21 protein-coding genes and 1 other RNA gene are annotated in these 22273 nt (G+C 37.6%); 1 reads left to right on the plus strand and 21 read right to left on the minus strand.

Features of this window, described 5'->3' with window-relative positions; translation table 11 throughout:
• Window positions 1-289 precede the first annotated feature (289 nt).
• The 4 genes from ABH966_RS02080 to cymR form a co-directional block, all read right to left on the minus strand.
• The gene (locus ABH966_RS02080) at window positions 290-949 is read right to left on the minus strand and encodes a tetratricopeptide repeat protein (RefSeq protein ID WP_370075375.1); all 660 of its coding nucleotides are present in this window, start codon (window positions 947-949) and stop codon (window positions 290-292) included.
• Between the two features lie 82 nt (window positions 950-1031).
• Complete coding sequence (gene mnmA, locus ABH966_RS02085; RefSeq protein ID WP_370075376.1) at window positions 1032-2156, minus strand: tRNA 2-thiouridine(34) synthase MnmA; 1125 nt, start codon at window positions 2154-2156, stop codon at window positions 1032-1034.
• 52 nt (window positions 2157-2208) lie between these two features.
• Window positions 2209-3357: a cysteine desulfurase family protein gene (locus ABH966_RS02090; protein WP_370075377.1), complete on the minus strand. Its 1149-nt coding sequence runs from the start codon at window positions 3355-3357 to the stop codon at window positions 2209-2211.
• Between the two features lie 79 nt (window positions 3358-3436).
• Window positions 3437-3856, minus strand: a complete 420-nt coding sequence (gene cymR, locus ABH966_RS02095; protein WP_132356936.1) for a cysteine metabolism transcriptional regulator CymR — start codon at window positions 3854-3856, stop codon at window positions 3437-3439.
• 196 nt (window positions 3857-4052) lie between these two features.
• Here cymR and ABH966_RS02100 point away from each other — a divergent pair, with 196 nt between their 5' ends.
• Complete coding sequence (locus ABH966_RS02100) at window positions 4053-5342, plus strand: replication-associated recombination protein A (protein ID WP_370075378.1); 1290 nt, start codon at window positions 4053-4055, stop codon at window positions 5340-5342.
• A gap of 136 nt (window positions 5343-5478) precedes the next feature.
• Here the strand turns inward: ABH966_RS02100 and ABH966_RS02105 are convergent, their stop codons facing one another.
• From ABH966_RS02105 to aspS, 17 genes are all read right to left on the minus strand, one after another.
• Window positions 5479-6195 (minus strand): hypothetical protein, encoded by a 717-nt coding sequence (locus ABH966_RS02105; protein WP_370075379.1) that lies wholly within the window; start codon window positions 6193-6195, stop codon window positions 5479-5481.
• Window positions 6196-6595: 400 nt separating this feature from the next.
• The gene (locus tag ABH966_RS02110; protein ID WP_370075380.1) at window positions 6596-7156 is read right to left on the minus strand and encodes a hypothetical protein; all 561 of its coding nucleotides are present in this window, start codon (window positions 7154-7156) and stop codon (window positions 6596-6598) included.
• Between the two features lie 170 nt (window positions 7157-7326).
• On the minus strand, window positions 7327-7713 hold the full coding sequence (locus ABH966_RS02115) for a hypothetical protein (RefSeq protein WP_370075381.1): 387 nt from the start codon (window positions 7711-7713) through the stop codon (window positions 7327-7329).
• Window positions 7714-8055: 342 nt separating this feature from the next.
• Entirely contained in the window at window positions 8056-8817 is a 762-nt protein-coding gene (locus ABH966_RS02120) for a tRNA threonylcarbamoyladenosine dehydratase (RefSeq protein WP_370075382.1), read from the minus strand.
• 324 nt (window positions 8818-9141) lie between these two features.
• A complete protein-coding gene (locus tag ABH966_RS02125) occupies window positions 9142-10119 on the minus strand; it encodes an N-acetylglucosamine kinase (protein ID WP_370075383.1) in 978 nt (325 codons plus the stop codon).
• Between the two features lie 157 nt (window positions 10120-10276).
• Window positions 10277-11359: a DUF871 domain-containing protein gene (locus tag ABH966_RS02130; protein ID WP_370075384.1), complete on the minus strand. Its 1083-nt coding sequence runs from the start codon at window positions 11357-11359 to the stop codon at window positions 10277-10279.
• Window positions 11360-11384: 25 nt separating this feature from the next.
• Entirely contained in the window at window positions 11385-12713 is a 1329-nt protein-coding gene (locus ABH966_RS02135; protein ID WP_370075385.1) for a PTS sugar transporter subunit IIC, read from the minus strand.
• Between the two features lie 45 nt (window positions 12714-12758).
• Window positions 12759-13079 (minus strand): PTS lactose/cellobiose transporter subunit IIA, encoded by a 321-nt coding sequence (locus tag ABH966_RS02140; protein ID WP_049667708.1) that lies wholly within the window; start codon window positions 13077-13079, stop codon window positions 12759-12761.
• A gap of 13 nt (window positions 13080-13092) precedes the next feature.
• Window positions 13093-13404 carry a PTS sugar transporter subunit IIB gene (locus tag ABH966_RS02145; protein WP_370075386.1) on the minus strand — a complete coding sequence of 104 codons (312 nt, stop codon included), beginning with the start codon at window positions 13402-13404 and terminating at the stop codon, window positions 13093-13095.
• 488 nt (window positions 13405-13892) lie between these two features.
• A complete protein-coding gene (locus tag ABH966_RS02150; RefSeq protein WP_370075387.1) occupies window positions 13893-15068 on the minus strand; it encodes a GNAT family N-acetyltransferase in 1176 nt (391 codons plus the stop codon).
• A gap of 41 nt (window positions 15069-15109) precedes the next feature.
• Window positions 15110-16828 carry a phosphoenolpyruvate--protein phosphotransferase gene (ptsP, locus tag ABH966_RS02155; protein WP_370075388.1) on the minus strand — a complete coding sequence of 573 codons (1719 nt, stop codon included), beginning with the start codon at window positions 16826-16828 and terminating at the stop codon, window positions 15110-15112.
• Complete coding sequence (locus tag ABH966_RS02160; RefSeq protein ID WP_370075389.1) at window positions 16822-17091, minus strand: HPr family phosphocarrier protein; 270 nt, start codon at window positions 17089-17091, stop codon at window positions 16822-16824. Before ABH966_RS02160 ends, ptsP begins: the two co-directional genes overlap by 7 nt.
• A 17-nt stretch (window positions 17092-17108) precedes the next feature.
• Entirely contained in the window at window positions 17109-17828 is a 720-nt protein-coding gene (locus ABH966_RS02165) for a sugar isomerase domain-containing protein (RefSeq protein WP_483308134.1), read from the minus strand.
• A gap of 4 nt (window positions 17829-17832) precedes the next feature.
• Window positions 17833-18555, minus strand: coding sequence for a GntR family transcriptional regulator (locus tag ABH966_RS02170; RefSeq protein ID WP_370075821.1), 723 nt, complete (start codon window positions 18553-18555; stop codon window positions 17833-17835).
• Between the two features lie 31 nt (window positions 18556-18586).
• Window positions 18587-19744: an N-acetylglucosamine-6-phosphate deacetylase gene (gene nagA / locus ABH966_RS02175; protein WP_370075391.1), complete on the minus strand. Its 1158-nt coding sequence runs from the start codon at window positions 19742-19744 to the stop codon at window positions 18587-18589.
• A gap of 389 nt (window positions 19745-20133) precedes the next feature.
• Window positions 20134-20333: non-coding RNA, 6S RNA (gene ssrS, locus ABH966_RS02180), on the minus strand.
• Window positions 20334-20472: 139 nt separating this feature from the next.
• On the minus strand, window positions 20473-22242 hold the full coding sequence (gene aspS / locus ABH966_RS02185) for an aspartate--tRNA ligase (protein ID WP_370075392.1): 1770 nt from the start codon (window positions 22240-22242) through the stop codon (window positions 20473-20475).
• Window positions 22243-22273: the final 31 nt, after the last annotated feature.

Consider the following 22273-nt stretch of genomic DNA (forward strand, 5'->3'; position numbering starts at 1 on the left):
GTATTATTTAGCATAGGATGTTATTTATAATAATAATACTTTTGCTGAGGAGTTGTTGATTTTTCACGGAGAGTGGCGACTCCTGCGGGATGAGCTTGCGCTGAAAGCCCCGTAGGAACGTAGTGACGAGGAGATTGAAGCCAAGCCCGCGGAAAGCGCCAACTCGGAGTGAAAATAAACCTTTGCTTATTGATACACTTTAATATATTTTTGTTCTCTTGTAGACAATTTGAAAGGATGCCAACATAATTTTGGCATCCTTTCAGTGTTTGTGAGCTTTTATATTATTTTAGTTAAATCGCTGAGCAATCATATCATAAATATAACGTGCTTGGTCGTATTCTGGCTGTAATGTAAAGGCTTGTTTTAGGTGGTACATAGCATCTTCTGTTTGTTCAGTTGATACCGCATATAGTACACCTAAATTATAATGTGCATCTGCGTTATTCCAGTCCTGTTCGATCAAATAGTCTAATTCCTTTTTACCTTCTTCGAACATTTCTAGCGCACATAGCACGATGGCATATGCTAGACGAATTTGTGCGTCTTCTGGTGCAAGCTCTGTAGCTCGTTGTAAATATGGCAGTGCAAGCTTCGGATTTTCCATTCGCTCAAAACATTTGCCCATCATATAATACACATCTGCGCCTTCAATTTTATGTTTTAGTGCTTGCTCATAAAGCTTTGCTGCTTCCGCATATCGTTCTGCATTATAATATAAATTTGCTAAACCATAATAAGCAGTTGCCGCCGTTTCATCAACTGTGATTGCTTTTTGAAAAAAACGCTCTGCACGTTCAGTATCCTCTAAGACCGCTAAAAGATTTCCGAAGTTCACATAACCAATTGGGTTTTCAGGCTCTGCTTCAATTGCTTGTGTGAAAAGTTGTGCAGCATCCTCGTAGCGCTTTTCTTGAAACGCTTGAATGCCCTGCTTGTTAAAATCCATTGTTTTTCCTCATCTCTATGTAGCGAAAGACTGCCTAAACTCTATACGCTTTAGGAAAGAGTATGAGCAATCTTTTCGCAAATCAACCTACATATGTTAGTTTTTCATTATTTTTAAAGACTTCGTCGATTGTACCGCCACCTAAACATTCTTCACCGTCGTATAGTACCACAGCTTGTCCAGGTGTAATCGCACGTACTGGCTCAGCAAACGTAATATGTGTACGTCCATCCTCTAAAATTTCCACTTCTACTGGTGTATCTGTTTGACGATAACGGAATTTTGCTGTGCATGAAAATTTCCCGGGCAATTTTTTTGTCGAAGTATAGCTCATTTTCACAGCAGTCAGTGAAGTTGAAAATAGCGAATCATTATTGAAGCCTTGTCCAACTAGTAACACATTACGCTCTAAATCTTTCCCTAACACGAACCAAGGTTCACCGTCGCCACCAATTCCAAGACCATGACGTTGACCAAGGGTATAGTACATTAATCCGTCATGTTGACCCATTACAACACCATCCATTGTCTCCATCTTACCAGGTTGCGCCGGTAAATATTGACTTAAAAATTCTTTGAAATTACGCTCTCCAATAAAGCAAATTCCTGTTGAATCTTTTTTCTTCGCTGTTGCTAACCCAGCTTCCTCCGCAATTTTACGGACTTCTTTTTTCTCAATATGTCCAATTGGGAACATTACATGCGACAATTGTTCCTGTGATAATTGGTTTAAGAAATAAGTTTGATCTTTATTATTGTCAATGCCTCGAAGCATTTTAACTTCGCCATCGCTACTACGATCAACTCGAGCATAGTGACCTGTCGCTAAATAATCAGCTCCAAGATCCATCGCATGCTCTAAAAACGCTTTAAATTTAATTTCCTTATTACACATAACATCAGGATTTGGCGTACGTCCTGCTTTATACTCTTCTAAAAAGTATGTGAAAACCTTATCCCAATATTGCTTTTCAAAATTCACTGCATAGTATGGAATCCCGATTTGATTACATACTTTAATCACATCATCATAGTCTTCTGTAGCTGTACAAACGCCATTTTCGTCTGTATCATCCCAGTTTTTCATAAATATCCCGATTACTTCATATCCTTGTTGTTTTAGCAAATATGCAGCAACCGAAGAATCTACCCCACCCGACATGCCGACTACAACACGAATTTGTGAGGGGTCACGTGTTTCTTTCATATTGGTCACCTTTTCTTTTATTCAAATTCCATTAAATGTATATTTTTAACAATTATTTTTTTGCCAGTCTTTTTACAATCGCCGCTGTTTTTTCAGCTGCATGTTGTACATCATCTTCTGTTAAACCTTGACCGAAGCTAAAGCGGATCGAGTTACGTAATTCTTCTGCCTCTTGTCCAAACATCGCAACTAAAACGTGTGATGGGTCAATGGAACCAGCAGTACAAGCAGAACCACTCGATACACAAATACCCGCCATATCAAGATTTACTAGGAATGACTCTACTTCCATACAAGAAAAACTTACATTTAAAACGTGTGGGAGCGTATTGTCTAAATCTCCATTCATATGAAAAGCTAGATTTTCTTTCGTGAAAACATCCAGCATAATTTGCTTAAAGCGATTGTATAGCACGCGCTTTTCTTCTCGCAACTCATTTGCAATTTGCACTGCAGTCGCAAAACCAATCACTGCAGGAACATTTTCAGTACCTGCACGACGTTTTTTCTCGTGTGCTCCCCCTAATGCATAACTAGTGAATGGTGTTCCTGTTTTTTGGTATAGGAAACCAATACCTTTAGGGCCATTAATCTTATGTGCTGAAACACTTAGTAAATCAACATGTAGATCAGTAACATTAATTGACTCTAAACCATATGCCTGAACAGCATCTGTATGGAAAATAGCCTTATGTTCACGTAACAAGTCACCAATTTCAGCAATCGGTTGAATCGAACCAACTTCATTATTGCCGTACATAATCGTTACTAAAATTGTATCCTCTCTTAATGCATTTCGCACATCTTCTACAGAAACACGTCCATTCCCATCAACTGGCAAATATGTCACATCAAAGCCATCTCGCTCAAGCTTTTCACAAGTATGTAACACCGCGTGATGTTCAATTTGTGTGGTAATGATATGCTTCCCTTCAGCAGCCCGTGCATAAACAGTGCCAAAAATAGCCGTATTATCCGCCTCTGTTCCACCACTTGTTATAATAATTTCTCCAGGTTCAGCACCAATTGATTGGGCAAGTATTTCACGTGCATTATCTAAATATTTACGTGCCTCTCGACCTATCCCATGAATACTTGATGCATTCCCATAAACCTGTTGCATTGCTGTAGTCATAGCGTCTATTACTTTGTCATTCATTGGTGATGACGCTGCATGATCGAGATAAATATATGAATTCATGTTGAAAACTCCTTTGTACGAAAAGCGCTAAAGACTCATCTCCCTTCCTCAGGATAGAGAGATGTGCTTTAGCCTAATTTTAAATATAGAACATATAGCCTTCCGCTACATTTTCCTCAGTATATTGAGCTAAATCCTCAATCGTCGTTGTATCTAATACATTTTTCACAGCATCACGAATACGGAGCCATAACTCTCGCTGAGGTGCCTCTTCATTTTCAATACCTTCTACAGGTTGAATTGGACCCTCTAACACGCTAATAACATTAGCTGCTGAAATTTCACTTGGTGGATTTGCTAGCATATACCCACCATATGCACCGCGTACACTTTTCACTAAGCCTGAATTACGTAATGGTGACACTAACTGCTCTAAGTATGCCTCAGAAAGATCCTTTTCAGCAGCAATTTTGCGTAGCGGAATAGGTCCTTCTCCATAATGCTTTGCTAATTCAATCATAATCGTTAGACCATAACGGCCCTTTGTAGAAATTTTCATTTTATCACCCTCAAATAGTCTAGTCAAAAATACTACCAACAGTATATCATAATCTCCTCTCGAAGAACTCGGAAATACTCTCGGAAGGTTATGATATACTATTAATTGCGCTTTAGTATAGTTAGGCAAAATATTGTGTAACGCTTCATTCTAAGCACAAAAAATCATTGAAAACAGTTGAAAGGGGGAATTTTTAATGCATAATGAACCACTCGCTTTTCGCATGCGTCCTTTAACCCTTGATGAAATTGTAGGACACCAAGATTTTATCGGTCCTAACACCGCTCTTTATAAAATGATTCAAAATGAACATGTTCCATCCATGCTGCTATACGGTGAGCCAGGTATCGGCAAAACGTCAATAGCGAATGCCATATCAGGAAGCTCGAAGCTCCCCTTTTTCGCACTTAATGCTACTCGTGCTGGTAAAAAGGACGTCGAGGATATTGTACAGGAAGCTAGAATCTCAGGAAAAGTCCTTCTTTTTTTGGATGAGATTCATCGTTTTAATAAATTACAGCAGGATGCTTTGTTGCCACATGTTGAAAACGGCTCCATCGTGTTAATTGGAGCTACAACGGAAAATCCGTACCATGATGTCAATCCCGCTATCCGCTCACGTTGTGGAGAAATATATCAACTAAAACGTTTAACGAAAGAAAATATAATCGAGCTTATAAAAAAAGCACTTTCTGATGAAAGGCGCGGGCTTGGTAAATATCACTTTGTATTAACAGATCATCAAATTAATCAAATTGCTGAAGCAGCTAATGGTGACGCACGGAAGGCATTAACTTTGCTTGAATCAATTTATTATGCTAGTGATGAAGTAGACGGTCAAACAATCGCTGCTGATCATATCATTGAGCATCTTGTAGGCAGAATTGGCGTTTATGGTGATAAAAAAGGATCCAATTTTTATAATTTGCTATCTGCATTACAAAAATCAGTTCGTGGAAGTGATACGAATGCAGCAATGTATTATTTAGCTCATTTATTGGAAACAGGTGATTTAGTAGCTGTTAGTCGACGCTTACTTGTCATGGCTTATGAAGATATAGGCCTTGCCAACCCTGAAGTAGGACCGCATATGCTTGCGGCTGTGCAAGCGGCAGAGCGTTTAGGGCTACCAGAGGCGCGTATTCCGCTTGCAAGTGCTGTTATTGAAATGTGCCTTGCATCCAAATCTAATTCTGCAATTGGTGCGATTGATGCCGCCATTGCCAGCATTCATGCGGGAAAAACAGGCGATATTCCACATCATCTACGCGATGCTCACTATGAAGGGGCAAAAGATTTAGGTCATGTAGGCTATCAATATCCCCACAATAGCCCTATCGGAACATTTGGTGGATGGGTAGACCAGCAATATTTACCGGATGAGCTTGTAGGCACAGAATATTATAAACCTGTTATTGCGGGTGAAGAAAAACGAATGGCAGGAATCTATGAAAAGCTTAAATCTTTTCATAAGGATAAAAAGTAATAAGGTTACTGAAAAACATATAATAATGTTTTTCATGAAAATAGGGCACTTCAATCGCACTTCAATTTTAACAAGAAGCGCCTTATTTTTTTATCTTATTACTTTCTCTAAAAAAACAGGACAGACTGCTAAACAATCATCCTGTAAAGATTGCCTTATTTGTTGTATAGCGTGTTTTGTAAAATTGGTTAAATGCATCTTCTACATTTTTCATCGATGGCAGTCTCGTCGTTTCTTTCTCCTCTTTGTCCTTTTCGATATCATGTAAATAATGAAGAAAATTGTAGGTTTGATAAAGTAGACTAGCAAATTCCTGGGTGTTCTCCCGTACTTCAGAACGTATTGCTTTTACAGCAATTGCTTGACCAATTGATTGCTCCCTTGATGGAGAGGATTGATCATCTATATTATCATCAGTTGTTCTATATAATAATTTTAATGACTCATAAACTTCCTTGTTATCACTAAAACGTTCCTTTATCCACCGTAAGACAAATTGTAATAGGACAATGGCATAAATAAGTGACAAACACTCATCTCCAAAAGATTTTTTCGACAAACGTTTAAAGGAATCGTCTTGTGTCACAAGTTCGAATATGATTAAACGAATTGGATACAGGAGCGCATGTCCACTGTTGATATATAATTTTTCTCGATCTTTATACATAGCGAACCAGAAATCCCTTACTAATGAGATAGATTTTCTTGTCGAGAGGGCTAATTGGCATTGGGTAAGCTCATGTTCAGGTGTTTCTTGTATTAACTGTCGAAATAGAAGTTCCCCATCCTCACTTACTAATAAGAGCGGTTTTTCTAATTTCGCCAAATCGATTTCGATACCGTTTACTAACATTGAACGGCCCCTTTCCTATAAATTCATACAGCATGGAATAAACCTTCATCACCACCATAACGTATGGTTAATTTCCGTTACTATTGATACTGAGCCATAAAGCTTGCAAATAGATTTGCAATTTTTAACTATATTTCGACAAAAATTTATAAATACCTTTTAAGAAAAAAGTCCTTTTTTTATTTTCGCACAACAAAATTTTAACACTACAATAACGGACTTCACGGTCTTCTCACTATAATCTATTAACATTCACAAAAAAATCTGCAATACTTTAAGAACTTGAAACCCAATCACCCTCACAAAGCAGAGTACTGTAAGGATTGGTGGATCAACCTCAAAAAGTAAGCAGATTCTAGTTGTTATATTATTTTAAAAAAATGATTCAATCACTCTTAAATTATTTCGTCATTTCATTATCAACAAATACTTTAAATTGTTGTAAGCATTGTTTGATTGAACCTTTTTGTTCAAGCACCGCATTTCGTAATGATGATGTTTTCTCTTCATCCCCTACTACTTCACGATAAAGTGCAAAAATTGCTACTAATAATTGTTCATTCTCTTCCTGGTCAATGCTAGGTAAAGAATAGGCAGCAATCGTTAATAATTGCTCAACTTTTTCGGGTGTTTTTTGTAACTCATTGGTTGAATAATACGTTGATGCCGCTAAAAAGTAACACAGCTTTGCACAGCAATCTATAAACAAATGCCAATATGTATTGGCACTTGGTAATTCACCCGCTCTATTGTCTAAATACTCTTTATAAAATGTTGTAGCTTGTGTATATAAAGGATTTAGTTCTCTCATAGCCTTTGGATAATTATTAGATGTATCCAAATAGTCAAATACAATATCATTCATTTTCTCTTGAAGTTTTACAATGTCTAAATGATCACGAATTACTTGAATTTCCATTTTCCCACTCTCCCATGTTGTCATTTGTTTTCTAAACGTCATTCCTACTCCCCTAGGCAGTCCTGCACATCCAAACAAACTTTTTTATTATCTATTGGAATTATTAAAATTATAGCAATAAACCAAATAGAGAAGTGGGTACATGAAAAAAATAAGGCAATTTAGTGAATTAATAGCATTTTTAGCACCTTATGCGAACAATTTTGGTAGAATTATATTCTTTGTACATAATCAGCAAATAAAGATTGCTCTTTCGTTCGATCAACTATTTCTATAATACTTCCTTGAGCATATTTTTTTATTCTTTTTTGTGGCATATAAAAATAGGCAGTATTTGTAATTAACCACTCGCTAAGCGTTAATTCATTACCTGGCTGTTGATTTGTCAATATACGTTTATGTCGAAGTATATCCGCCATTTTATAAAAACCATCTGATAGCTCGTAGGCCGAAACATCAAAATTAAAAATAGGGCTAACAACTTGTCCAACATCAAAAATGTGAATTGTTTGCCCTTCTTCATCAATAGCTAATTCTACTGTACTAATTTCATCGAATAGATTTAAGCCTCTATATTCCATTTGATAGATTTGCCCCATAATAAAACGCCTCCTTTTGTAGGTTCTACAGCAAATGTTGGAGGAGTCGTAATATAAAGCCGTCCAAACATCTCAAATTGTATAGATACCCTAGCAAATATCGTAGATCCCTTTTTTTACAACGCTCCTATTGTAGCATAGAAAAAGCAGCTGTCTTCAATTGAGACAGCTACTTCCATAAAATGGCCCATCACCATTACTAAGGGTGATTTCGTTCCACTTTTATTTTATCGAGAAATTATTTGAGTTTATCGATAGATATTGTTAATTTATCGATGAAAGTTTTGAATTTATCGACTAACTTTTTATATTTATCGACATAACAGATTTTTCGAGGTTGTATTAACCTTGTACACGTGTAATTTTTACATCTTTTAAGATTGTATTCACTACCCAGCTGGCAGCGATTAAGCCTGCCACTGAGGGAACAAAGGCATTGGAAGATGGAGGCATTTTTGCTTTACGGATAGCTGCATCCGGTTTTCCGACATGCTCTACAACATCTGGACGAACAACAATAGGACTCTCATCTGAGAACACAACCGTTACTCCTTTATGAATACCATCCTTACGTAATTTTGTACGGATTACTTTAGCCAATGGGTCCGTATGCGTTTTAGAAATATCTGCAATTTTGAACCGTGTTGGATCCATTTTATTGGCTGCACCCATGCTAGATATCATTGGAATTTTACGCTTTAAACATTCCTTCATAATATGAATTTTATACATCACTGTATCACTTGCATCAATGACATAATCTATGCCTTGCGCGAAAAATTCCTCATATGTTTCCTCTGTGTAAAACATATGCATATCGATTACTTCACATTCTGGATTAATATCAGCAATACGCTCTTTCATGACACCTGACTTAGATTGTCCGACCGTTGAAAGATAGGCAACTAATTGACGATTCACATTCGTAATATCAACATTATCCTTATCTACCAAAATAATGCGGCCAATACCACTTCGCGCACATGCCTCAGCTGCAAATGAACCTACACCGCCTACACCAAGAATGGCTACCGTTGTATTTTTTAATTTTTCGAGTCCCTCTGTTCCTATTGCGAGCTCATTACGTGAAAATTGATGTAACATCCTTACACTCTCCGTCTATTGAATTTTTAGCACGCTTTAATGGGCAGTAATTTACATTGCCCGTTAAAGCCCGATTGGTGATCAGCGTTGGATAAAGCACCCAGCTAATCACTTTATTAGTAAACCTAGTTAAATACTAAGATAAAATCAAACTTATCTTACATTTTATCACGATATTCATCAAGTAAAAATTATAACTAAAAAAATTAAGTATTCCTAATCAAATACTTTTTAAGTATGTAAAGTTTGAATTGAGCCCATAAAAATCTATAAAAAATTTAGGCAATTGAATAAATCATAATCCAATTGCCTTTAGTCTCATCACTATAATTCCTGTTCATAATTTTCGGAGAAACATTCCACAAAATCTGAGCCGAGCTGAGCGTTTATTTGCTTGAAAGCTGCAATTACCGCCCCGCCGATTGGTTGTAAAACTGGTGCCATAAATTGCAATGGTATCTCGTCAGCCTGTGCGAATTGCTGTAATTTCGGTAAAAAATATGCTTCATTATTAAAAACGCCACCCACTAATACAACAGGTACTTTCCCTTCCTCCCAAGTCATATGAGCGTAACATGCTTTAATCGCCACATAATATTTCTTACTTGCATCCTCAATGATTTTAATAGCAACAGGATCACCTTTTTCTGCCACGTCAAAAACATATTTACTTAACGGTGCAATCACTGTCCGAGGATGCTCTTCTCCATATATACGCTCTATTAATTGTGGTACATTTTCTACAGAAAAATAACGTAATACTACATCTGTCAATGCTGTCGGGTCTCCTCGCCCATCATAGCTTTGAAAAATAGCCTTCAGCACTTGAACACCTAAATCATAGCCACTGCCTTCATCATCAAAAAGATAACCCCAGCCCCCAACTCTATGAAAATGTTGCTCACGATCGTAGCCCATCGTAATAGCGCCTGTCCCTGCAATTTGCACAATACCAGCCTGCCCAAGTGTGCCTGCATAAAGTGCAATTAGAGCATCATTATCAACAATCACAGGTGCTGTTTTAGGAACGTATTGACGTACTATCGATTCTACAACTTCCTCTGCCTGTAGCTCCTTAACTCCAGCCATGCCAGCAAAACAACTATCTATAGCTGCAAATACTTGCAGATTTTGTTGTTGCAAATTTTGTAGTATATCATGAATTGTTGACTTAAAAAATTGAATACCCATAGCTGTTGGGTTACTGCGAGTCGTTACTACTTTAGCATAAACATTGCCCAGTTCATCACAAATCACTGCTGACGTTTTCGTTCCCCCACCGTCAATCGCTAATACATACATATCTTTACTCCTTTCATCTAGATTTTGCCTTAGCTTGGCTGTCGCTATAGCAATCACTTGGAGCTGCCGCTTCGCTTTCGCTCAGAAAATATCTGCTTACTAAAGATAAAAAGGGATTAAGCACTATCTACTAATGGCTTAATCCCTTCTTCTGTAATCATTTCGTAAAGCCAAATGATGCCCAAGGCTGAATATGTGCTAATAAAAATTGCTCTTCTACTACTACTCTTGCCACAACATTTGTTGATCCGGCATTCGGCATCTCCTTTAAAACAATTTGGAGCTCACCTTTATAACGTACATCTAAATTATTATCGATTGTCACATCGCCCAATGTTAATGGGTGGCTATCATGTACAGGGAAGTCACCATTTTTATATTTAACACGAGATTGCGTACTACGGATCACATAATCCGAAACATCGCCACGATTAAAATGTGGCTCCTTAAAAAGGATGGCTTCTTCTAAAATAGACGTTTCAATAGACTGCTCAACTTTCAGCTCTAGCTTATGGCGATTTAATTGACCTAACGCACGTATTTCTTCCTCAGAAGCATACATATTGCCGATAATGCAATCATCTATTAAACCAGTGTGCCATAAATCCTTTGCTTGCACAGTAATTGGCAGATGACGATGCTCTTCTAATGTAGGTAATCCATGCTCGGTTTCTTCCCAAGGTCCGAACATAGCATGCTGTGATGAAATCATGGCTGCTGTACGAATATGATTTGCTTTAAATTGTTGAGATGTTTGTAAAAAATGTTGACGTGATAAACCTGTGAAACGTCTCGGATAAAAATTATGGCAGCCAATAATATTATCTTTATTCGGTTGATAGGATAATATATTTTCTACATATTTAGTACCGTTACTAATATTTAATTCTATTTTTAAATTACTTGCATCGAGCGACATAAACGCTTCTTCCTGACCAGAAAAGCCCATATCTAAGCGCAATGCCGCTAAATGATAATGCTCCTTAAAGTAACCGATATCTTTATACGTTAAGTCTAAATCTTCAAAAACAGCTGGGGCAATATCAGCTGAAATTTCAAAGTCAAGCTGCTGCGCAAATTTATTGATTTGTTGTAATTTTTGTCGTTCCTGATCATTATTTAATGACATAAGACATGTAAATATTCGATCAAAACCATTGTCATGAGCGAGCTGAACATATCGCTTCATATCGTCTAGTGTACTATGCTGAGGATATAGTGAAATCCCTAATCTTTTCAATTTAAATACCTCCGTTAGCTCACAATTACACTTCTACTTTTTGACTCTCTAATTTTGTAACATGCTGATCTTTTTGAGACTCTGCTTCAGCAGCCCGTAGTTCATTCTGCTTTGCCATGCGGTTTGCCATTGATAAGAATGGTAGGTAAATACATATCGCAACTACGATTAAGACGATACTGAGCACAGCACCACGCCATGATTGCGTTACCAAGAGACCATTAAGTATTGGAGGCGTATTCCATGGAACTGCAATCGTTGCTGCAGGTACTAATCCCCATTTCGTTGCAAAAAAGGCGATTGTGACATTAACCATTGGCGTTAAGATAAAAGGCATAAATAAAATCGGATTAAGCACAATTGGTAAACCGAACAGTAACGGTTCATTAATGTTAAATAGTCCTGGCGCTGCTGATAGCTTACCGACCGTATTATACTGCTTATTCTTTCTTGCAATGATGAATATAGCAATAATTAAGGCAATTGTTGTACCTGAACCACCCATATTGATAAAAGCATCAAAGAATGGTTTATTAATGATATAAGGCGCAGCTTTTCCAGCTGAAATAGCTGCAACGTTAGCATCTATTGCTTGTAAGTTAATAGATTGCATAAATGGCTCAATAATATTTGCACCATGAATACCGAAAGACCATAAGAAGGTTGGAATAAACGCTAAAATAAGACCTGCTACCCATGTATTTGTTAATCCCATAAACGGCTCTTGAATCGATGAATAAAACGTTCCAATAATATCTGGAATATTAAATCCGGCTGAAACGATTGTACGTACTAATGCTAGTAAGCCAATCGTAATAATCGCTGGTAGTAATGCAGCAAATGATTTTGAAACAGCAGCTGGCACACCAGCTGGCATTTTAATTAACAGCTTAGGGTTCCCAGATAAACGTGAGAATATTTCTGCAGAAATCAAAGCTGCAATGAGCGCAACAAATATTCCTCCAGTACCCGTTGTTAACCCTGTTAAACCACCTTCTCCAAACGTGCCAAATGTCATATAACTCGCAAGACCTATAACACCACCAGATAACGCATCCTTGTCATAGCTTTTTGTCAAATGGTAGGCTACGGAAAAGGCTAATAACAGAGAGATGATTCCAAATGTCGCTCCCCAAACATTGCCGCCCCACTGTGTCCAAGTTTCATGCTTCCAGATGGCATCGAGCGCATTTTGATAGAATTTGATAGGCAAAGTATTAACAAGAATCGCAAGTGACCCAACAATTGTCAATGGCATGATTGTAATAAATCCATCTCGAATGGCAACTAAATGACGCTGATTCCCTACTCTAGCTGCGACTGGCACAAATTTTTCTTCTAAAAAACGGAACATTTCACACACTCCCTTTACTTTTTATTGTGACATCAAGGCTTGATGCTATTCCCCTTTGATTCGTTCATACAACTCAATCATTTCAGTTGCTAAATCACGAAACGTAATGGCATTCATTAAATGATCCTGCGCGTGAATTAACAGCATTGACACTTCTACTTTTTCTCCCCTTGCTTCTTGTGAAAGTAGAGCCGTCTGAGAATGATGCGCTTCAATCAATGCATCGTTAGCTAACTGTATTTTTTCCTTCGCTTCCTGAATCTGACCATTTTTCGCTAGCTGGATAGCCTCCATACATTCACTTCTCGTATTACCACTGTGCACAATCAGTCCCATAATAGATTCCATCAAAACTGTTTCTTCCATTGTCGCTGCCCCCTTAACCAATCAACTGTAACGCTTGCTTTAAAACATTTTCGCCATTCATCATGCCGTAATCCGCCATGTTAATGACTTCAATCGGAAAATTCATTGCCTTGTATTTTTTTTCATATGTCCCTTTTAAGTAACGGACTTGAGGACCCAATAGCATCACATCCGCCATTTTAGTAGCTAATACTTTGTCAACCTCACCTTCAGCAATCGCATAAATATCTGCCTCAATGTTTTGATCTTGTGCGGCTTTTTGCATCTTTGACACTAGCAAACTAGTACTCATTCCCGCTACGCACACTAGCATAATGTTTTTCATAAAAACACTCCTTTTCATGATTAAGTTCGTCTTTTTAACTTTTATTTTTATGATTTTTCAACTATGAAATCGCTTTCTTATGATGAGAATAGCATCAATTGGTATATACCACAATATACTTTTTACACCATTTCCTCCCTTGTGGAGAGACTTTAAAAATTGGGCTATAACTCTGTTACAGACTACAGAATGGATTCACCTAACTGGTATAGTCCAGAAAAAAGTTCAAAAAAATTTAATTTTTCAGAATCAACTACATTCATATCCACTTTTCACCACATGACACGACATCGATACATCAATTATACTTCGGCATAATTGCGTCTCGAGGCTTTTGGCCAACAAATGTTTTTTGCGCAAAAGCGTAGTGTTAGCGTAGCGTAGTAGCACGATGTTGGTCACCCTTGTTGCTGTCGCTACGCTTTCAGCACAAAAGACATATGTTACTGACGCTTAACTTTCGCTACAAAAACATTTGCTGAAAGAAGTTAAAAGTATTCATAGAATGCTGGTTTATTAGAGGGTAACGCTTGCTGCCATCGATCTATAATGTCATCAGCCATTTCTTCATTTGCATACAAGGCAGCATCCTTTACAGAAAGATAGCCTACCATCATCGCTGAAAAAAGATTGATTGGTAATGTTAACATATGCACATTTGGGATAGAATTTGTCTCAATTATCGAGACATCTCCACTTTTATTTATTTTATATGCGTGCTCATTCCAACTACAAAATGGATCTTCAATTTGAATATATAACGGCTCCTGAATATCGCCCCACGGATAATGTTGCATGAACATCAAAGCATCTACTATTCTTACCATCACATCTTGAACGACTTCCTTTTTAAACTGTGGTTCTTTAAAATAAAAGCCAAATTGATGATCGTTAGAAGTAACTCCTTTAATGTTACTTACACTCGCAGCATGAGACGTGATAAAACGCCAAATCGCTTGTTCTGCTGGTAAATCTTCAGCTATAAAATCATGAATCTCAAACGTTCCATCCTGAATGATATAGCGAATATAACCCGCAATTTTATCTTCCTTAAAATATGCCGCAAAATGACTATCAGGCATCCTTCTTTCTATCCTTTTCCACCAAGCATCATCTCGCAGCATACTCCCATTACTAAAAATCGATTGTGCATTATGAAAATCCTTAATTGCCTGAAAAAGATAATGATCTGGCCATTCAAAGCTCATACGTTTTACTACGTCCAGCTGCTTTCCGAAAGAAGGAAACAGCAATTGCGGAATGGTATAACATAACTTCTCAAAAAATAATTCCCAGCCAAAGTAACGATAAAAGGATACGGAGAATGGTGCTAACACAGAAGTGCTCTGCCCATTTTCTCGCATTTTCTTCAGTGCCTCGGTCATAAGCTTTTTGATAATACCTTGTTGCCGATATTCAGGATATGTTGCAACAAAGCTAATTCCACCCATCTTGTAATTTTCACCATGAATTGTCATATTAAGTGGCAATATTAATAGCTGTCCAACTACTTTATGTTCATCGTAAGCACCTAATGTTGTGCTATGCTCAATCCAATAGTGAAAATCATCGCGTCGCGCACCCGTATACTTATTAGGAAAACAATAATCTCTTAATTGATGTACCTGTAAATAATCTTTTGGAGGGATTATTTTTATTTCCATACGCTAGAGCACCCCTTTCAGGTACTGAATATTCGTACAATTCAAGATAAACTTAATAGATTATTTTTCACATATTCCTCGACTTCTGAGGCCGTGGATAATAGTAAGATGCGCTCATTATGTGGTGTTAGCTGTTGTTTAGAAAGCTTAGCGAGATGTGCACGAGTCTTTAAAATAGAGGAAGCACTCATGGAAAACTCATTTAATCCAAATCCCAGTAAAATCGGTAACGCTATTTCATCTGCAGCCATTTCACCACACATACCTACCCATTTTCCATGATGCTGTGCTGCATCAATGACATTTTTTATAAGTCTTAAAACAGCAGGATGATACGGTTGATATAAATAAGAAACATTTTCGTTCATGCGATCCGCTGCTAACGTGTATTGGATTAAATCATTTGTACCAATTGAGAAAAAATCTACTTCCTTTGCAAATACATCTGCAATGATCGCTGCCGACGGAATTTCAATCATCATCCCCACTTCTAGTGTTTCAGATATAAGATATCCATCACTCTTCAAACTTTGTTTTTCTTCAAGCAATATTGCCTTCGCCATTTTAAATTCATCCAATGTAGCAATCATCGGAAACATAATTTTTAAATTGCCGTAAGCGCTTGATTTTAGTAATGCGCGAATCTGTACACGAAACATTTCTTGTTGGGTTAAACTAATTCGAATTGCTCGATAGCCAAGAAAAGGGTTCATCTCTTCAGCAAGTTTTAAATATGGTAGATTTTTATCGCCACCAATATCTAATGTCCGAACAATCGTTGGCTTGCCTTGCATTTTCTCAAGTACGCTTTTATATGCTTGAAACTGCTCCTCCTCAGTTGGTAGCTCCTGTCGTTCCATATATAAAAACTCTGTACGAAACAAGCCAATACCATCTCCACCAGCATTAATGACCATATCCGCATCTTCAGGGTTTCCTATATTCCCTGCAATTTCTACTGAAAATCCATCCGCACTCAAACTTGGTAATGAACGATATCGAAGAAGTTCTTCCTTCTCTTCATTGTGTAAACGTTGTTGCTGCAAATAAAAGCTAGTTATTTCCGATGAAGCGTTGACAAAAATCTTGCCATTTGTCCCATCTAAAACAATTGATGCTCCATGTTGAATACCTTCCGTGGCATTTTTCGTCCCAACTACTGCTGGAATCTCTAACGTTCTTGCGAGAATAGCAGAATGAGATGTTTTGCCACCAATATCCGTTATAAACCCTTTTACATACGTTGTATCTAACATCGCAGTCATGGACGGTGTTAAGTCTTTAGCAACGATAATAACTTCAGAGGTTAAACGATTCATATCCACCATTTCAACCCCTAATAAATGGGCTAATACCCGTTTAGATACATCTCGAATATCTGCGACTCGCTCCTGCATATAGACATTATCTAGCCCTTCAAACATTGCAATGAACATATTCGATACTTTATCTAATGCAAATTCAGCATTCACCCCAGATTGAATTTTCGCTTCAATAGACGTAAGCATTTCAGGATCCTCTAGCACTAATAGATGTGCCTCGAAAATAGCCGCCTTTTCAGCACCAAATTTCTCCTGAGCTATTTCATGAATTTCTTGAAGTTCCGCTTTCGTTTTAACAATAGCCGCCTTGAACCTTTCTAGTTCAGCATGTACATCAGTAATCTTAACTTCTTCAAAAGTTAGATCTGGTTCCTTTAAACAATACGCATTTGCAAAGGCGATGCCTCGAGAAACAGCAATTCCTTGTATTTCTAACATTCCTCACCAATTCCTTTTGAAACCATAACTTCTGTTATTGTTTCAAAAAGCTTCTCGGCATCAGATCCCTCTGCTGAAATTTCTACAATGCTTCCAGGTGCTACCCCTTGTGACATAACGCCCATAATTGATTTTAAATTGACCGATTTCTCTTTATACGTTAACTGAACGTCACACTCAAACGGTGTTACAGCCGTTACAAGTAATGCTGCCGGTCTAGCATGTAGTCCCTCTGGCGCTGTTATTTTATACATTTTCTTCATCGATATCCCTCCGCATGTCATTTAAAGTTAATACGATGTTGATAATTGGTAATCATAGCCTCATTATGAGACAAATCAGAGTCAACATTATTACTTTTAAAAACTGGTAATATTTCGTCAGATAAAGCCATGTTCTCAATGATTTCACTGAATAATGCATTTAAAATAAATGAGCCAATCACTGTAGAGGATGGTGCATACTGTATTTCATGGTGATGCAGCAAACCATCTCCTATTGGTATATGCGTATCGATCACTACATCTACTACATCCTCTAATCGCTGTCCACTTTGATGACGGGTCGGTTGTTCGCAATAAGCAAGAGATTGCAAAGACATGACCAACACTCCTGTTTCTTTCGCTAAAAAGGCCACATCTAACGGTGCTTGATTTCTTCCGGATGTAGAAATAACAATGCAAATATCATTTTCATGAAAATCAAAATGATATTTATACCGTTCAATGATAGTCGGGTCCTTCTCGTTTTTAGATGATGTCATTGCTCCTGCATGTAAAGTTAAAGGTTCAATAATGATAGGACGAACAGGTACAAGTCCTCCCGCACGATAAAATGCGTCCTGTGCTAAAAGATGAGAATGTCCACAACCAAATAATTGGACAATTCCTCCGCATTGAAGCCTTTGGACAATTAATTGTGCGGCCTCTTTTATTTGGGCATATTCTTGCTCTCTCACGACCTGCATTAACTTTTGAATTTCTAAAAAATATGCATCCATAGGATCACCTTTTAATTTCACTAATGAATTTGTATCGATCAGCTCGATAAGTACTTCGCACAAGCTCGAACGGAACTCCATCAGATAAATAACTTGTACGTTTAATAATTAACACAGGCGCAGTATGATTAATTTGCAAAAATTTACTATCTTCTTTTGGAACAATAGCTGCCTCCATTTGCTGAATAGCATTTCCAATTTTTTGATGGAATTTTGCTTCGATTAACGCATACAATGACCCCATTATTTTCTTTTCATCTAATTCTGGATATACTTTCACGGGAATATACGTTCTTTCGATTGCCATTGGCTTGGAATCTGCACTACGGATTCGAACAACGAAGAATACCTCTTCGCTCGGCTCTATCATTAAATCTCTAGCAATATCAATTGGTGGTACGATTTTTTCAAAGCGTAAAACTTTACTGCTTGGTTCCATTCCTCTAGCCCGCATATCCTCTGTGAAACTTGTTAATCCTTTTAGCGGTTGTTCTAATTTTGGATTAGCGACATATGTACCTTTCCCTTTTTCACGATACAGTAAACCGCTATTGACTAAATTTGTGATTGATTGACGAACAGTCATTCTACTAACATCAAACTGCGTAGAAAGCTCTCGTTCTGAAGGTATATTTTCTCCAATTCTGTATTCTTCTATATAAATACGTTGTTTAATGATCTCTTCTATTTGTATATAGATAGGTATATGAGAATTTTTATCTAACAAGTGTTGCACCATCCTTATCGCCTCTTTACTTTCACTTCTCAAATACAACTTTACCCCGACAAATAGTTTTTTGTACATTTAAATGTTCATCTAGTAATACAAAATCTGCATCATATCCTTCTGCAATACGACCTTTAGTTGCAAGCTGTAATTGTTTAGCAGCATTCGTAGAGGACATTGCGACAATTTCCTGCAATGAGCAATCGGTAACTGCTTTCATATTTTTTACTGCCTGCTCCATCGTTAGCACACTACCCGCTAAAGCCCCATTAGATAAATGAGCCCCATCCTTAGAAACATGAACGGTTTGACCACCTAAATCATAATTACCATAATGTAAGCCTTTTGCCCGCATCGCATCTGTAATTAAGATAATACCATTCGCTCCTTTTATTCGATATGCTAGCTTTACAGCTTGAGGATGGCTATGCACGAAATCAGCTATAATTTCAGTCTTCACCTGATCTTCTAAAAGCACTGCACCAACGACACCTGGTTGGCGATGATGGAAAGGGCGCATTTGGTTATATAAATGTGTAGCCTGCCTTACTCCCAATGCTATTGCCTTATCCACTTCCTCAATTGATGCGTCAGAATGGCCAATGGAAGCAATAACATTTAAATCTTTTAGCGCTTCAATAAACGTAAAGCCTCCCTCTACCTCAGGTGCAATTGTGACTTGTTTAATGCGTTGCTTACTTATGTTCTGCCAGGATGTAAATTGCTCAGCAGACGGTAAAATAATGTATTCTATTGGCTGAGCACCTGCCCGTTTTTTCGATACATATGGCCCCTCTACATGTATCCCTAATAAGCTTGCCTCATCATCATTATTTTCAAATTGAGCAACGTTGGATAAAGCGCTTTCAATTGCTTCTATAGATTGCGTCATTGTAGTAGCAAGGAAGCCCGTAACGCCTTCTTGTACTAAAGAACGCGCCATTTGATGTAATGCTAATTGTGTAGCATCCATCACATCATGCCCAGCAGAGCCATGTATGTGCATATCAATATAGCCAGGTAGTAGTAGCCAATTTTTATTTTTGCCATCTATATAGCATTCGGCCTGATCAGATAGGTTATGACTTATTTTAATAATCCTACCATTATCAATGAATAAGTCACCCTTAATCGGTGCCTCATCATGATTGACTATCGTAACATTGGAAATTAAAAGTGTATTCTTCAATAGATCACCCCCTAATCATTTTTTGAGGAGCTTTGCTGAAGTTAACAAGCTATCATTTAATTTGGTATAGTTGTCTATACCAATTATATGACACTTTTACAAAAATAAAAAGTATTTTTTATATTTTCTAATTTTTTCACTAAATCATCATCACGTGGGGTTGATCTCCGTTCCGGCTGGGCACTTTGCCGCTGACGCTTCGCTTTCGCGCAGAGCATAGCTTCCTGGGGGCGTCCAGCCTTCTTTTTAAGCCAAGAATCATCGTCATTTCTCCTCTACAAATAACTATTATAAATCTTGCTATGCAGTTGTCTTTTTGAATAACCATTTATTCGCACTAAAAAAGGAGCTAATTTTATGCTCCTCTTTGTGGTTATTTACTATGTATGACGAATCCCGATTGTGCCGTTATGCCAAGAAACATTCGTTTTGAACCCGCAATTCGCAGGGGGGTGCCTGCTTTGCAGCTTTAAACGTCCCGCTCCGCATGGGGCTTGTTTGCGACTACAAAATGAAGGCTCCCGATTCTAATGTGTTCGGTCAAAACTGTTAAGTAGAGCTAGCAATTAGACAAACACATCAGGATTCGTATTACAGTTATAATAACACGATATTTCTGACAATTCAAACTATTTTCTTTAAAAAAATCTTCATTCTTTCGAAAACGCAAAAAATACCTAGATTCTCAACAAATTTTGCTAGAGAATCCAGGTATTTAGGAGTATTAATTATCTTTTAAATGTTTTAATTGCTAAATTTAACTCATTCAATTGTTCTAGAGAAACTTCACTTGGTGCATTCGTTAATAAGCAGCTTGCACTTGCTGTTTTCGGGAATGCAATTGTGTCACGTAAGTTAGTGCGGCCTGCAAGTAGCATTACGAAGCGGTCAAGACCAAATGCAAGACCTCCATGTGGTGGTACTCCGTATTCAAATGCTTCTAATAAGTAGCCAAATTGAGCTCTTGCTTCTTCTTCTGTGAAACCAAGTAAATTAAACATTTTTTCTTGTAATTCACGTTCATAAATACGTAGCGAACCTCCACCAAGCTCATATCCGTTTAATACGATATCGTATGCTTGCGCGCGGACAGCTGAAGGATCAGTTTCCATTAACGGAATATCTTCGTCAAATGGACTTGTGAATGGATGGTGCGCTGCATAATAGCGACCGTCTTCTTCAGAGTACTCTAATAATGGCCAATCTGTGATCCATAGGAATGCAAATTCTGATTCGTCGATTAAGCCCAAATCTTGACCTAATTTCGTACGAAGTGCACCTAAAGATGCTGCTACAACAGACGCTTTATCAGCAACGAATACTAAAATATCGCCCACTTCAGCTTTCATACGTTCGATTAATGAAGCTGCTAATGCTTCGTCAAAGAATTTTGCAATCGGTCCGTTTAAGCCTTCTTCCGTTACTTTTAACCAAGCCAGACCTTTTGCTCCATAAATACCAACGAATTTTGTTAGCTCGTCCATGTCTTTACGAGAGTATTTGTCTGCCGCACCTTTAATGTTGATACTCTTTACTTGCTTACCTTGTGCTACTGTATCAGCAAACACTTTGAAATTACAGCCATCAAAAATATCATTTAAAGCAACTAGCTCTAAGCCGAAACGTACATCAGGTTTATCTGAGCCGTAACGATCCATAGCTTCTTGATATTTCATACGTTGGAATGGTGCAGGGATATCAATGCCTTTTACTTCTTTCATAACTGCTTGGATTAAGCGTTCGTTCATTTCAATAATTTCTTCTTGCGTTAAAAAGCTTGTTTCAATATCAACTTGTGTAAACTCTGGTTGACGGTCAGCACGTAAGTCTTCATCACGGAAACAACGTGCGATTTGGAAGTATTTTTCGAAACCAGACACCATTAATAATTGCTTAAATAGCTGAGGTGATTGTGGTAGTGCATAAAATTCGCCTTCATGAACACGTGATGGTACTAAATAGTCACGAGCTCCTTCTGGAGATGATTTTGTTAAAATTGGCGTCTCTACTTCTAAGAAGCCTTCGTTTTGTAAGAAGTTACGAATTGTACGAGTAACGTCTGAACGCATTTTAAATGTGTCAAACATAACAGGACGACGCAGGTCAAGATAACGATATTTTAAACGCAAATCTTCAGATACATCAGTACGATCTTCGATTTGGAATGGTGTTGTTTTTGCCGTATTAATAACGACTAATTTTGTTGCTTCTACTTCAATTTTGCCGTTTGGTACATTTGGGTTGATTTGATCTTCTGCACGAAGAATAACTGTCCCCTCTACTTCAATTACGTACTCACTACGCACTTTATCGGCTAGAGCATGTGCTTCTGCAACATCAGGGCTAAACACTACCTGAGTGATTCCAGTACGGTCACGTAAATCAATGAAGATTAAACCGCCTAAGTCGCGACGACGTTGTACCCAACCTTTTAATACGACTTTTTCGCCTTTTAATACTTCTGAAAGTTCATTACTAGCATGTGTTCTTGTTGCCATTATTTAATTCCTCCAAAATTTATTTGGCTCA

It is taken from the genome of Lysinibacillus sp. RC46 (genome assembly GCF_041262385.1).
Lineage (GTDB): Bacteria > Bacillota > Bacilli > Bacillales_A > Planococcaceae > Lysinibacillus.